This is a genomic window from Kitasatospora sp. NPDC032121, from assembly GCF_055580145.1.
On record NZ_JBVILX010000015.1, the window covers coordinates 178902 to 190624 of the forward strand.

Annotated in this window: 13 protein-coding genes; 9 read left to right on the top strand and 4 right to left on the bottom strand. The window is 72.7% G+C overall.

Annotated features, from left to right (window positions below; all coding sequences use genetic code 11):
• Positions 1–23: 23 nt before the first annotated feature.
• The 4 genes from ACZ5OX_RS29870 (at position 24) to ACZ5OX_RS29885 (ending at position 3941) form a co-directional block, all read left to right on the top strand.
• Positions 24–743 (top strand): amidohydrolase family protein, encoded by a 720-nt coding sequence (locus ACZ5OX_RS29870; protein WP_465634331.1) that lies wholly within the window; start codon positions 24–26, stop codon positions 741–743.
• Positions 744–993: 250 nt separating this feature from the next.
• On the top strand, positions 994–1581 hold the full coding sequence (locus ACZ5OX_RS29875) for a DUF3592 domain-containing protein (protein ID WP_449791470.1): 588 nt from the start codon (positions 994–996) through the stop codon (positions 1579–1581).
• A 148-nt stretch (positions 1582–1729) separates the two neighbouring features.
• Positions 1730–2425, top strand: coding sequence for a demethylmenaquinone methyltransferase (locus ACZ5OX_RS29880; RefSeq protein ID WP_449791471.1), 696 nt, complete (start codon positions 1730–1732; stop codon positions 2423–2425).
• A 205-nt stretch (positions 2426–2630) separates the two neighbouring features.
• Complete coding sequence (locus ACZ5OX_RS29885) at positions 2631–3941, top strand: geranylgeranyl reductase family protein (protein WP_465634332.1); 1311 nt, start codon at positions 2631–2633, stop codon at positions 3939–3941.
• 256 nt (positions 3942–4197) lie between these two features.
• Here ACZ5OX_RS29885 and ACZ5OX_RS29890 read toward each other — a convergent pair whose 3' ends face one another.
• The 3 genes from ACZ5OX_RS29890 to ACZ5OX_RS29900 all read right to left on the bottom strand — a co-directional run bounded on the left by ACZ5OX_RS29890 (position 4198) and on the right by ACZ5OX_RS29900 (position 6126).
• Positions 4198–4566 carry a MazG-like family protein gene (locus tag ACZ5OX_RS29890; RefSeq protein WP_465634334.1) on the bottom strand — a complete coding sequence of 123 codons (369 nt, stop codon included), beginning with the start codon at positions 4564–4566 and terminating at the stop codon, positions 4198–4200.
• 117 nt (positions 4567–4683) lie between these two features.
• The gene (locus ACZ5OX_RS29895; RefSeq protein ID WP_465634336.1) at positions 4684–5391 is read right to left on the bottom strand and encodes a peptidylprolyl isomerase; all 708 of its coding nucleotides are present in this window, start codon (positions 5389–5391) and stop codon (positions 4684–4686) included.
• Positions 5392–5475: 84 nt separating this feature from the next.
• Complete coding sequence (locus ACZ5OX_RS29900; protein WP_465634337.1) at positions 5476–6126, bottom strand: TetR/AcrR family transcriptional regulator; 651 nt, start codon at positions 6124–6126, stop codon at positions 5476–5478.
• 94 nt (positions 6127–6220) lie between these two features.
• Here ACZ5OX_RS29900 and ACZ5OX_RS29905 point away from each other — a divergent pair, with 94 nt between their 5' ends.
• Complete coding sequence (locus ACZ5OX_RS29905; RefSeq protein ID WP_465634339.1) at positions 6221–6886, top strand: CatB-related O-acetyltransferase; 666 nt, start codon at positions 6221–6223, stop codon at positions 6884–6886.
• A gap of 176 nt (positions 6887–7062) precedes the next feature.
• Positions 7063–8061 (top strand): DMT family transporter, encoded by a 999-nt coding sequence (locus ACZ5OX_RS29910; protein ID WP_465634340.1) that lies wholly within the window; start codon positions 7063–7065, stop codon positions 8059–8061.
• Positions 8062–8074: 13 nt separating this feature from the next.
• Here the strand turns inward: ACZ5OX_RS29910 and ACZ5OX_RS29915 are convergent, their stop codons facing one another.
• Positions 8075–8647 carry a hypothetical protein gene (locus tag ACZ5OX_RS29915; RefSeq protein WP_465634342.1) on the bottom strand — a complete coding sequence of 191 codons (573 nt, stop codon included), beginning with the start codon at positions 8645–8647 and terminating at the stop codon, positions 8075–8077.
• Between the two features lie 202 nt (positions 8648–8849).
• Here ACZ5OX_RS29915 and ACZ5OX_RS29920 point away from each other — a divergent pair, with 202 nt between their 5' ends.
• From ACZ5OX_RS29920 to ACZ5OX_RS29930, 3 genes are all read left to right on the top strand, one after another.
• Positions 8850–9923, top strand: a complete 1074-nt coding sequence (locus tag ACZ5OX_RS29920) for a sensor histidine kinase (protein WP_465634372.1) — start codon at positions 8850–8852, stop codon at positions 9921–9923.
• A 53-nt stretch (positions 9924–9976) separates the two neighbouring features.
• On the top strand, positions 9977–10675 hold the full coding sequence (locus tag ACZ5OX_RS29925) for a response regulator (protein WP_465634344.1): 699 nt from the start codon (positions 9977–9979) through the stop codon (positions 10673–10675).
• A gap of 591 nt (positions 10676–11266) precedes the next feature.
• On the top strand, positions 11267–11626 hold the full coding sequence (locus ACZ5OX_RS29930) for an NADH-quinone oxidoreductase subunit A (protein WP_030060100.1): 360 nt from the start codon (positions 11267–11269) through the stop codon (positions 11624–11626).
• Positions 11627–11723 lie beyond the last annotated feature (97 nt).

The following is an 11723-nucleotide window of genomic DNA, read 5'->3' on the forward strand; positions in this document are numbered from 1 at the left end:
CCCCACGGTGCGCTGACCCCGTCATGCTGACCCTGCACCGGGCGGCGTTCCTGCTGCCCGACCCGGCCGATCCCACCGCCCCGTCCATCGCCGACGGGGCGGTGGTGGTGCGTGGCGAGCTGGTGGAGGCGGTCGGGCCGTACGAGGAACTGGCGGCCGCGCACCCGGGCGCGCGGGTGCGGGACTGGGGAGCGGCCGTGCTCGCCCCCGGGCTGCGCAATCCGTACGGGCACTGGCTGCTGGAACGGGCGTACCACCCGGATCCACGGGAGGAGGTCGGCCTCGAACCGGTCGCGGACGGGCTGGCCGGGTCCGCGGACGAGACGCGCTGCGGGGCCAGCGCGCGGCGGGGGCTGCAGCGGATGCTCGGGTACGGGGTGACGGCGGTGGCCGGGCCCTTCGAGCGGGCCTCGGTGCGGACGGCGGTGGCGCGGTCGGGGGTGGTGGGGCTGCCTGGCTCCGGCTCTTCCGGCTCTTCCGGTTCCTCCAGCTCTTCCGGCTTCTCCGGCTCCTCCGGTTCCTCGGGTGGGGGTGTGGGGCCGCTGGATCCGCTGGCGGTGCTGCCGTTGGCGCAGGCCGTGTACGGGCGGGTGGCGGCCGGGGGGCGGGCGGACTTCGCGGTGTTCGCGGTCGCGGGTGCCGGGGGCGTCGTGGGTGCTGCGGGTGCCGCGGACGTCGAACCGGCGGCGGGCGGGTGCCTGGCCACGGTTCTGGGCGGGCGGTTGGTGTACCGCCGACGGTGAGACGACCGTCACGGCGGGCGTGACATACCCGCCAGTAGCCGGAATCCCTTGTGGCGTACGGGACTTCCTTCGTGTGCACTCGAACTCCGGTGTCGGTTCCGGAGAGTGATTGCCCTTTCATCGTGACCTGAGGGCCCGCCAGCGGATACGATCCCGGACAGTTCACTCCGTACCCTCACCACACCACCGCCCGCGCCCGCGGGCGGCGGGGCCGTGTCCCCGGCCCCGAAGGCAAGCCAGGACAGGAACCATGCGAACCGCGACCGTTCCCCCGCCGCGCATCCCGCGGTTGGGCCGTGGTTGGTACCTCGCCGCCGTGCTCAGCGCCGTGCTGGCCGTCGGCATGTGCCTGCTGGGTTGGCGTCAGGCCGACCAGGCCGACCGGATCGAGGCGCACCCGGTGAGAGTCGAGGGGGTCGTCACCCAGCTCCCGACCGGCGGCGGCACCTACAGCGCCGTCAGCTACCGGGCCGGCGGCGAACCGCACACCGCGGCCGCGCTTCCGCTCTCGGACGGCGCCAGGCTCGGCGACAAGGTCTGCCTGGAACACGCCGCCGACGACCCGGGCGCGGTCCGGATCTGCGGCGACACCTACCCGCAGCCGGTCGGCGTGGGCCTGGCCCGGTTCAGCGTGCCGGTGGGCGTCGTGCTCTTCCTGATCTGCGTGCTGCGCATCCGGCGGCACCACAAGGCCCTCGCGGTCCGCAGCGGGAAGGGGAAGCTGGCCGCCAACCTCGCCCTGGCGACCGGGGCGCTGGCGGACGGGATGCCCGCGATAACGCACGGCAAGCGGTCCCGCCGGCGGCGCCGCGCGGGCGGGCGGCGCGCTCAGCACTGACGGGCGGCGGGCTCGGTGCTGAGAGGCGGCGGGCTCGGTGCTGACGGGCCCGTTGGGCGTGGCCCGGCGGGTGGGGCTCCAGGTGCGCCCCGAGGGTCGGCGTGCCCCCTTGGTCGGGGTGTCCGTGCGAGGGTGAACAATGGGGGGCGTGACCCGAGCCTCTCTGGACAAGCAGCCGCACGAAGTCGCCGCCATGTTCGACGACGTCGCGGCCAAGTACGACCGCACCAACGACGTGCTCTCCCTGGGCCAGGCCCGCGCCTGGCGCCGGGCGGTGGCCGAGGCGGTGGACGCCGGACCGGGCGACATCGTGCTCGACCTCGGGGCCGGCACCGGCACCTCCTCGCTGCCCTTCGTCGAGGCCGGCGCGAAGGTCGTCCCGTGCGACTTCTCGGTCGGCATGCTCGCCGAAGGCAAGCGCCGCCACCCCGAGCTGGCGCTCACCGCCGGCGACGCCACCCGGCTGCCGTTCGCGGACGACACCTTCGACTCGGTGACGATCTCCTTCGCTCTGCGCAACGTCCAGGACACCGACGCGGGGCTGCGCGAGATGCTGCGGGTCACCAAGCCCGGCGGCAAGCTGGTGATCTGCGAGTTCTCCACCCCGACCTGGACGCCGTTCCGGACGGTCTACACCGAGTACCTGATGCGCGCGCTGCCGCCGGTGGCCACCGCCGTCAGCAGCAACCCGGACGCGTACGTCTACCTCGCCGAGTCCATCCGGGCCTGGCCGGACCAGCCGGGCCTGGCCGCCAGGCTCCAGGACAACGGCTGGTCGAAGGTCGCCTGGCGGAACCTGACCGGCGGGATCGTCGCGCTGCACCGGGCGTACAAGATCGCGTAGCCGGGCGGTGGACGCGGCGGACGTGATGGACGGGATGGACGCGGCGGCCGCCTTGCTCGGAGGGGCGGGGCCGGTTCGCGGCCGGGGGGCAGGGGCGGTTCGCGGCCGGTGGTCGGGGCGGGGGCGCAGCCGGTGGTGTGAGCGGAACTAGACTGCCGGAGACAAAGCCGCCGTCCCCCAGCCGCAGTTCCAGGAGTGTGTCCACGTGTCCGAGACCGCAGCCGATCTGACGAAGCCGGACAGCCCCGTGGAGAGCACGGCCGACGTCATCGTGGTCGGCGCGGGCCCGGCCGGCTCCACCACCGCCTACTACCTGGCCCAGGCCGGGCTGGACGTGCTGCTGCTGGAGAAGACCGCCTTCCCGCGCGAGAAGGTGTGCGGTGACGGCCTGACCCCGCGTGCCACCAAGCAGTTGGTGGACATGGGCATCGACGTCTCCACCGAGAACGGCTGGCTGCACAACAAGGGCCTGCGCATCATTGGTGGCGGCGTCCGGCTGGAGCTGGACTGGCCGGAGCTGTCCTCCTTCCCCGACTACGGCCTGGTCCGCAAGCGCGCCGACTTCGACGAGTTGCTGGCCCGTCAGGCCGAGAAGGCCGGTGCGCGGCTCTACGAGCGCTGCAACGTCAGCGGTCCGGTCCTGGACGAGCGCACCGGCCGGATCGTCGGTGTCACCGCCAAGCTCGGCGAAGAGAAGCGGCCGGTCACCTTCCGGGCCCCGCTGGTGGTCGCCGCCGACGGCAACTCCACCCGGCTCTCGCTCGCCATGGGCCTGCACCGGCGCGAGGACCGCCCGATGGGCGTCGCCTACCGCACCTACTTCACCTCGCCGCGCCACGACGACGACTACCTGGAGTCCTGGCTGGAGCTGTGGGACACCCGCGACGGTGACCGCAAGCTGCTGCCCGGGTACGGCTGGGTCTTCGGCATGGGCGACGGCAGTTCCAACGTCGGCCTCGGCATCCTCAACTCCTCGCCGGCGTTCGGCGAGCTGGACTGGCGCGAGGTGCTCAAGGCCTGGTGCGCCGGCATGCCGGAGGAGTGGGGCTACACCCCCGAGAACATGACCGAGCCGATCCGCGGCGCCGCGCTGCCGATGGCCTTCAACCGGCAGCCGCACTACACCCGCGGCCTGCTGCTCGTCGGCGACGCGGGCGGCATGGTCAACCCGTTCAACGGCGAGGGCATCGCCTACGCGATGGAATCCGGCCAGATCGCCGCCGGGGTCATCGTGCAGGCCCTCGCCCGGGTCACCGACGGCGGCCGCGAGCGCGCCCTCCAGGCCTACCCGCGCATCCTCAAGGACGTGTACGGCGGCTACTACACGCTGGGCCGGGCCTTCGTGAAGCTCATCGGCAACCCCAAGGTGATGCAGATCGCCACCCAGCGCGGCCTCACCCACCCGATGCTGATGCGCTTCACCCTCAAGCTGCTCGCCAACCTCACCGACCCGCAGGGCGGCGACGCGATGGACCGCGTGATCAACGGCCTCGCCAGGGTCGCGCCGAACGCCTGACCCGGGGCCCGGGGCGTTCGGTTCGGGCGTTCGCCCGGACGTTCGCCCCGGGCGTTCGGTTTGGGCGTTCGCCCGGATGTTCGCCCCGGGCGTTCGGTTCGGGCGTTCGCCCGGACGTTCGCCCCGGACGTTCGGCTCGGGACCGGCATCCCGTGGACCGCAGCGCCGTAGCCCACCGCGGCAGCCTCCTCATCGCGCTCCGAGCGGAGGGCTGACCCCTGCCGCGGAGACGCCCAGCCCCGGACGGAGCGGTCGGCTATGCCTCTTCGGACGTCTCTGTCGGAGCTGGGGCGGCGTCCGGCGTTCGGCGGGAGGCGGCGGAGCGCTGTTCGACGTAGGCGAGGCGTTCGGCGAAGACCCGGGACGCGTCGGGGGTGAGGGTCCTGAGGGCGACGAGGGCTGAGAAGACGACGTCGCAGAGTTCGTGCTGGACGTCCTCCCAGGTGTGAGTGACGCCCTTGCGCGGGTTCTGACCAGTGGCGCCGATCACTGCCGCGCCGACCTCACCGACCTCCTCGGAGAGCTTGAGGATCCGCAGCAGCCGTTCCTCCTGGGGCGACTGCGTGCCCTGCTCGTCCAGCCATGCGACCAGGTGGTCGACGCTCTCCCAGATCCGGCTGTCCATGCGGCGCTGCTCCTGCTCCCATGCGGTGTCGTTGGTGCTGCCACCGTACGGGAGCGGGGGAGCGCGGACAGGGGCGGGCGGACAGGGGCGGGCGGGGGGACGGGTGGCGGGCGCTGATCAGTGGGTGCTGATCTTCACGTTGCGGATGTTCACGGGGAGGTTGGGGAAGCCGTCGCCCGGGTTGTTCTGGTCGTCCTCGCCTCCGGCGGCAATCTTCTGGAGGACGTCCAGGCCGGCGGTGATCCGGCCGAACGGGGTGTAGGCGGGGGAGAGCTTGGTGTCCTTCCAGACGAAGAAGAACTGGCTGCCGTTGGTGTTCGGGCCGGCGTTGGCCATGGCCACGGTGCCGGCCGGGTAGGTGGCGCCAGTCAGGTTCTCGTCCGGGAACGAGTAGCCAGGACCGCCGCTGCCGGTGCCGGTCGGGTCGCCGCACTGGAGGACGTAGATCCGCTGGGTGGTGAGGCGGTGGCAGTGGCTGCGGTCGAAGTAGTCGTGCTCGGCGAGGAACCGGAACGAGAAGGTGGTGCACGGCGCCTTGCCAGTCAGGGCCTCGAAGGTGATCTGGCCCTGGGTGGTGCGCAGTGTCGCGCGGTAGGGCTTCGCCGCCTTCTTGGCGTCGAACACCGGGATGCCCTTGAAGTTGTCCGCCGGGACGGCCGGTGTGTAGGTGCAGCCCGAGGCGGGGGCGGCGGCCACGGGGGCGTCCGCGATGGCGGTGCCGGTGCTCGCCATGAGCGGGAGGACGGTGGCGGCGGCGACCAGCGCCCAGTGCTTGCGGTTCACGTGACGGGCCTTCCGGGGGGTGGTGGACGGCGGGGTTGTCATGGGTGCATCATCCATGGCCGGGCGGGGATGCGGTAGGGGGTGGGGCGGCTGTGGTCCCCCGGGCAGCGGAAGTGTGAGGGTTCGTCAGTTCACCTCCGGGGCAGTCGTGGTGGGTGTGAAGAGTCCGGCGCGGGCGGCCAGGGCCGCGGCGTCGGCGGCTCGCTCGGCGGTGCGGGCGTCGAGCGGCTCGCCGGAGACGAACAGCCGATAGTAGAGCGGTGCGGTGGCGGCCCGGACCACCTCGGCGCCGTCCGTTCCGGCGGGCAGTTCGCCCCGGGCGACGGCCCGTTCGGCCACCTCGGCGGCCTGGCGGTGGCGGGCCGCGAAGAAGGCGCGCAGGGCGGCCGCGCCGGCGTCCGAGCGCTGGGCCGCGGAGATCAGCGCGGTGGGCGTGGGGCCGAGTTCCGGGTCGGTGAAGACGCTGAACACCTCCTGGGTGATCCGCCGGAGGTCCTCCTGGAGGTCTCCGGTGTCGGGCAGGGGCCAGGGCTGATCGGCGGAGGCAGTCAGGGCGTCGGCGACCAGGCCGTCGACCCCGCCCCAGCGCCGGTAGAGGGTCGCCTTGTGGATGCCGGAGCGGGCGGCGACCGCCTCGACGGTGAGGCCGTCGTACCCCTTGGCCGTCACCTCGGTGAGCGTGGCGGCGACCACTTCCGCCCGGACCCGGGCGCTGCGGCCGCCGGGGCGCGGGGTGGGGGTGCGGGACTCCGGCTCGGGGTGGGCTGCTTCAGTCAAAGTCGACTCCAGTCGCGTTAAGGCTTGCCGTGGGGTGGCGGCCGTGCGATGCTCATCTTAATGCGACTCGTGTCGCATTACGAGAGGAGCCTGCGTGTCCGCCACCGCCATTCCCGACCCCGCCGCCCTCCACCCGCTCGCCGGTCACGACCGGATCGTCCTGCTGCGCCCGCTCGTCACCGACCCGCGGATCGAGGTCGGCGAGTACACCTACTTCGACGACCCCGATGGAGCCACCCGCTTCGAGGAGCGCAACGTCCTCTACGCGTACGGCCCCGAGCGGCTGGTGATCGGCAAGTACTGCGCGATCGCCACCGGCACCCGATTCCTGATGGCCGGCGCCGCTCACCCGGCCATCGGAGTCTCCACCTTCCCGTTCACCATGTTCGGCGGCAGCTGGACGGAGCGGACCCTCGACATCGTCGCGGGCCTGCCCAGCCGGGGCGACACCGTGATCGGCAACGACGTCTGGTTCGGCCACGGGGCCACCGTCCTGCCCGGCGTCCGGATCGGCGACGGCGCGATCATCGCGGCCGGAGCGATGGTCACCTCCGACGTCGAGCCGTACACCGTCGTCGGCGGCAATCCGGCCCGCCCGATCCGCCGCCGCTTCGACGGGGCCGACACCGCGCGCCTTCTCCGTGCGGCCTGGTGGGACTGGCCGACCGAGCTGGTCACCGAACACGTCCGCGCGATCATGTCCGGCACCCCGGCCGACATCGAGGCGATCGCCGCGGCGAACGGTCTGCTCGCCGTCTGATCCACCCGCGCCCCCGCAGGGCATTGATCACCGGCGGCCCGGTGCGCGAAGATGGCGCACCCTTGCGCTGTGCTCCGCCCCGTCCACCGCCGGGCCTTTCACCCGGCACCTGGGTCCGTCCGACGCCGTACGGTACTCGCGCCTGCCGGTTCCGTCCGTTCGGAGGGGTCTTTCGCATGTCAGCCTCCTTGCCCGACCTGTCCAAGAGGTCGCCCTCGTCGGTCCTTCGTGATCTTCCGGTCCTGCTCGTGGCCGTGGTGTGGGGGTCGAGCTTCCTCGCCGTCCAGCGGGTGGCCGAGCCGCGGACGGTCGTGGCGATGCTCGTGCTGCGGTTCGGGCTGGTGCTGCCGCTGCTCGGTGCCGTCGCCTGGCGCGCCCTGCGGAGGCTGAGCCGCGCCGAGTGGCTCGGCGGCGCTGCGCTGGGGCTGGTGCTCAGCGGGATCTTCCTGCTGGAGACCTATGGGGCCGTGCACACCTCCGCGACCAACGCCGGGCTGATCATCAGCCTCGCGATGGTGCTGACCCCGCTCGGCGAGAGCGCCCTCGGCCGGACCGCGCCACCGAAGGCCTTCCTCGCGGCCGCCGGACTGGCCGTCCTCGGCGTCGCCCTGCTCACCGGCGACGGCGGGCTGCGCCCTCCCGCGCTCGGTGACCTGCTGGTGCTGGGCGCCGCCCTCGTCCGGACCGCGTACGTCCTCGCGATGGCCCGCACCCGGGCCGTCCGCGACACCGACATGCTCGCCGTCACCTTGGTCCAACTCGCCGTGGCCACCGGGGTGTTCGCCGTCGTCGCGCTCCTGGCGGGGCCCGCGCCCTGGACGGTCGCGCGCTCGTACGGGGCGGGCCAGTGGGCCTGGCTGCTGCATCTGTCCTTGTTCTGCACCCTGTTCGCCTTCTTCGTCCAGATGTGGGCCGTGCGGGCCACCTCGCCCTCCCGCGTCAGCCTGCTGCTCGGCACCGAGCCGCTGTGGGCCGCCGTCTTCGGCATCACCGTGGCCGGGAACCGGATGGGCCCGCTCGCCCTGCTCGGCGGGGCCCTGGTGCTGGTCGCGACCGAGTGGGGCCGACGCACGGCACCCGCGCCCGCGCCCGAACCCGTGCCCGGCCTGGCCGGAGGCGAGGCCCCGAACGAGACCGATGCGACGGGGCCGAGCCCGGAGCCGACTCCGGTGTGACCGGCCGCCCTCGTCACCGCCGCCGCAGCGTCCGGCGGGCGTAGTCGAGCGTGACCGCGCCGAGCAGCGGGCCCCAGGCGACCAGGGGCAGGTAGGCGAGCGTCATCACGACGGCGGCGAAGCCCTGCGGCGAGTCGGGGTCGGCCAGGTTGTGGGCCCAGCCGCCGAACAGCCCCTCCATGCCGAGGAACGTGAGCACCACCGAGCCCAGCAGTGCCGGGGCGATCGCGGCGAGCGGCCGGACCCGGCGGCCGCCTATCAGCGGGATCCACCGGGGCGCCACCAGCCCCCAGGGCCGGACCAGGCCCAGCGTCAGGAAGGCCAGCGACTCGGCCAGGGCGCTCAGGGCCACGCAGTAGACCGTGCCCCAGCCCGGTTGGTGTTCGGCGTAGGCCGCGGCCGTCGCGCCGGTGAAGCCGAGCGGGGCGCCGAACCCGAAGGCGATCCGCCACAGCCCCGAGGGGACGGTGGTGAGGACGGCGGCCTTGGCGGCGAGCCGGGCCCAGCGCGGCGCGGGCGGGACGTCCGGGGCGGTGGCGCCGGCCCGGTGGGTGGTGGCGCGGGCATTGATCACGAGCTTCGACACGGTGGTGGCCTCCTCTCGGCCCCGGCCTCCGTGGCCGGTGCGATGACTCAAGACTGGAGGCCCGGCGGGGGTTCGCGGCAGATGCCGATCGGGCTGTTCCTCCTGCTCAACCGGCCTCTGAAATATGCCGATCGGCACAGGCGCACCGCCCGGTGGCGTCGTAGTGTGACGGCAGTCGAAGAGTCGAGGAGAGGTGGTGACGATGACTCAGATCCTGTCCGGGGTCGTCCTGGCCCTGGCGCCGCCGGCCTGGTCGGCGCGGCGGCGGTACGGGCCGGTGGCCGTGACGCTGGCGCTCGGGGCGGCGTCGGTCGTGGTCACGGTCGCCGTCTGGCTCCTCGGCCGCTGGGCGGAGGGGCAGCGCTGGGCCGGGCTGGCGGGCCTGGCCGAACTGGCCGTCCTGCTGCTGGCCGTGGTCGTCAGCCTGCGCGCCGAGGACGGTCCGCGGTGTGCGGCGGCGGCCTGGACGGCCTGCGGAGCGGTCGCCCTCTGGCCGTCCCGGTTCGCGTTCGTCGAGGGGCCCGCGGACACGCTCACGCTCTTCGGGTTCGGGTCGATGCTCTCCCTGCCGGCCGTGCTGGTCGGGCTCTACCTGCGGGGCCTGGACGAGGGGCGCAGGAAGGCGGTGGCCGAGGCCAAGCGGGCACAGCGACTCGAACTGGCCCATGACCTGCACGACTTCGTGGCGCACGACGTCAGCGGCATGGTCGCCCAGGCCCAGGCGGGGGCCTATCTGGCGGGGATCGATCCGGCCCGGGCGGCCGAGATGTTCCAGCGAATAGAGCAGGCCGGGCAGCGGGCGCTGGCCTCGCTGGACCGGACCGTGCAACTGCTGCGCAGTGAGGAGGGCGTCGGCCGCGGCCCGCAGCCCGGGCTCGCCGAACTCCTCGGAGTGGCCGAGCGGTTCACCGCGACCGGCGGCGCCGAAGTCCGGTTGGAGCTGCCGGAGGAGTCGGTTCCACGCGAGGTGGAGGGCACCGTTCACCGGATCGTGGTCGAGTCCCTGACCAATGTCCGGCGGCACGCTCCGGCCGCGCGTGTGGTCGAGATCAGGGTCCGCCGCTGCGGCGGCCGGCTGGAGCTGACGGTGACCAACGACGGTCGGGCACCGGGCCCGGCGGGGCGGTCTCGCCGGGGCGGCGGCAGCGGACTGCCGGGGCTGGCGGCCCGGGTGGAGGCCCTCGGCGGTTCGCTGGAGGCCGGCCCGCACGAGCGGGAGGCCTGGCGGGTGAGGGCGGTGCTGCCGCTGGAGGAGGCCGGCGCGGGGCCGGCGTAATCGTAGCGGCCGCCGGCGGATCGCCGGCGGATCGGTGACGGGGAGGTACGGGGATGGGTAGCGGCAAAGGGCCGGTTCGGGTCCTGATCGCGGACGACCAGGCGGACGTTCGCAGTGCGTTCCGGATGATCCTGGACGTCCAGCCGGACATGGTGGTGGTGGCGGAGGCGGCGGACGGTGCCGCAGCCGTGCAGGAGGCAAGGCGGCTGCGGCCGGATGTGGTGCTCGCGGACATCCGGATGCCGAAGCTCGACGGGCTGGAGGTCACGCGCCAGTTGGCCGACCAGTGCAAGGTGATCGTGGTGACCACCTTCGACCTGGACGAGTACGTGCACACGGCACTGCGGCACGGAGCGGCGGGATTCCTGCTGAAGCGCTCGGGGCCGGTGCTGCTGATCGAGGCGGTCCGGGCGGCGATGGCCGGGGACGCGTTGATCAGCCCGCAGATCACCGTACGGCTCCTGCGCCACATGGCCATCCCCGGCATGGAGCCGAAGCCCGGGCCGGGCGTCACGTCGGCTGCCGCTGCGACGCAACCGACAGCCGGGCCGACGGAGGAACTGACCGCGAGAGAAAGGGAGATCGCCGAGCTGGTGGCAGACGGCGCGACCAACGCCGAGATCGGTGCCGGGCTGTTCATCTCTCCGGGAACGGTGAAGAACCACCTCGCCAACGTCCAGCGCAAGATCGGAGCCCGTAACCGGGTGGGCATCGCGGCCTGGATCTGGGAGCAGGCGGCCGGCCACCAGTAACCGACCGGCCCCCGGCCCGGAGTGCGGTCCCGGGCCCCGGAGCCTGGCCCGGAGTGCGGTCCCGGGCCCCCGGGCCCCCGGCCCCGGCCCGGAGCGCGGGCGCGCGGGCACCCGGAGCCTGGCCCGCGGCGACCAGTACCGGTGCAGCGCCGAAGGCCGCCTGGAGCGCTTGTGAACGAAGGGTCAAGCGAGCGTTCGGCCCCCCGCCACCCCTCCGAGTGAGCCGCTATAACACGTCAACATGACGCCCGGAAATTTGCTCCAAGCGGCGCATAGTTGATATAGGAACACGCCCCTGACCAGCCGCTTCACGAGCAAATGCGACGGCTTGTGATCATTCGACTGCTTTGCGTCGACAAATTTGGGCATGTTCGCATTCGACCCCATTCACATGGTGTCGTAGATCACAAAGAAGACGGTGAACTGCGTGTCGCAGATCACAAGCCGACGGGCATAGGATGCGCTCGTTCCAGGCTTTGTGAACTGCCTCACATGAGGTGGATCTCGGGAACTGGAACGCGGGTTCACCTCAACGTGACCCGCCGGTTCCGATCTGCAGTCAAGGACGACTGGACGGAGGGAGCGGGGGCTATGAATGCCTACGCGCCGATCCTCGTACTCGGTGCCATCGCGGCGGCGTTCGCGGTCGGCTCCGTCGTGATGGCCTCACTCACCGGCCCCAAGCGCTACAACCGGGCCAAGTTGGAGGCGTACGAGTGCGGCATCGAGCCGACCCCGCAGCCCGTGGGCGGCGGTCGGTTCCCGATCAAGTACTACCTGACGGCGATGCTCTTCATCGTCTTCGACATCGAGATCGTCTTCCTCTACCCCTGGGCGGTGACCTTCGACGCCCTGGGGATCTTCGGGCTGGTCGAGATGCTCCTGTTCATCGCCACCGTCTTCGTCGCGTACGCCTACGTGTGGCGGCGCGGCGGCCTGGAGTGGGACTGAGCGCGGGGCGGTCCGAGCGCGGGGTGGCAACTCCACCCGTCCGCCGGCTGCGCGCCCGCTTGTGAACGAGCGGACAAGCCAGAACCGGCCCACGTAT

Bases quoted from the DNA above. Each gene is read 5' to 3' on its own strand.
- ACZ5OX_RS29875 (WP_449791470.1), top strand. From the start codon at position 994: ATGCGAACCGCGACCGTTCCCCCGCCGCGCATCCCGCGGTTGGGCCGT.
- ACZ5OX_RS29925 (WP_465634344.1), top strand. From the start codon at position 9,977: ATGGGTAGCGGCAAAGGGCCGGTTCGGGTCCTGATCGCGGACGACCAG.
- ACZ5OX_RS29930 (WP_030060100.1), top strand. From the start codon at position 11,267: ATGAATGCCTACGCGCCGATCCTCGTACTCGGTGCCATCGCGGCGGCG.
- ACZ5OX_RS29920 (WP_465634372.1), top strand. From the start codon at position 8,850: ATGACTCAGATCCTGTCCGGGGTCGTCCTGGCCCTGGCGCCGCCGGCC.
- ACZ5OX_RS29895 (WP_465634336.1), bottom strand. From the start codon at position 5,391: ATGACAACCCCGCCGTCCACCACCCCCCGGAAGGCCCGTCACGTGAAC.
- ACZ5OX_RS29910 (WP_465634340.1), top strand. From the start codon at position 7,063: ATGTCAGCCTCCTTGCCCGACCTGTCCAAGAGGTCGCCCTCGTCGGTC.
- ACZ5OX_RS29870 (WP_465634331.1), top strand. From the start codon at position 24: ATGCTGACCCTGCACCGGGCGGCGTTCCTGCTGCCCGACCCGGCCGAT.
- ACZ5OX_RS29890 (WP_465634334.1), bottom strand. From the start codon at position 4,566: ATGGACAGCCGGATCTGGGAGAGCGTCGACCACCTGGTCGCATGGCTG.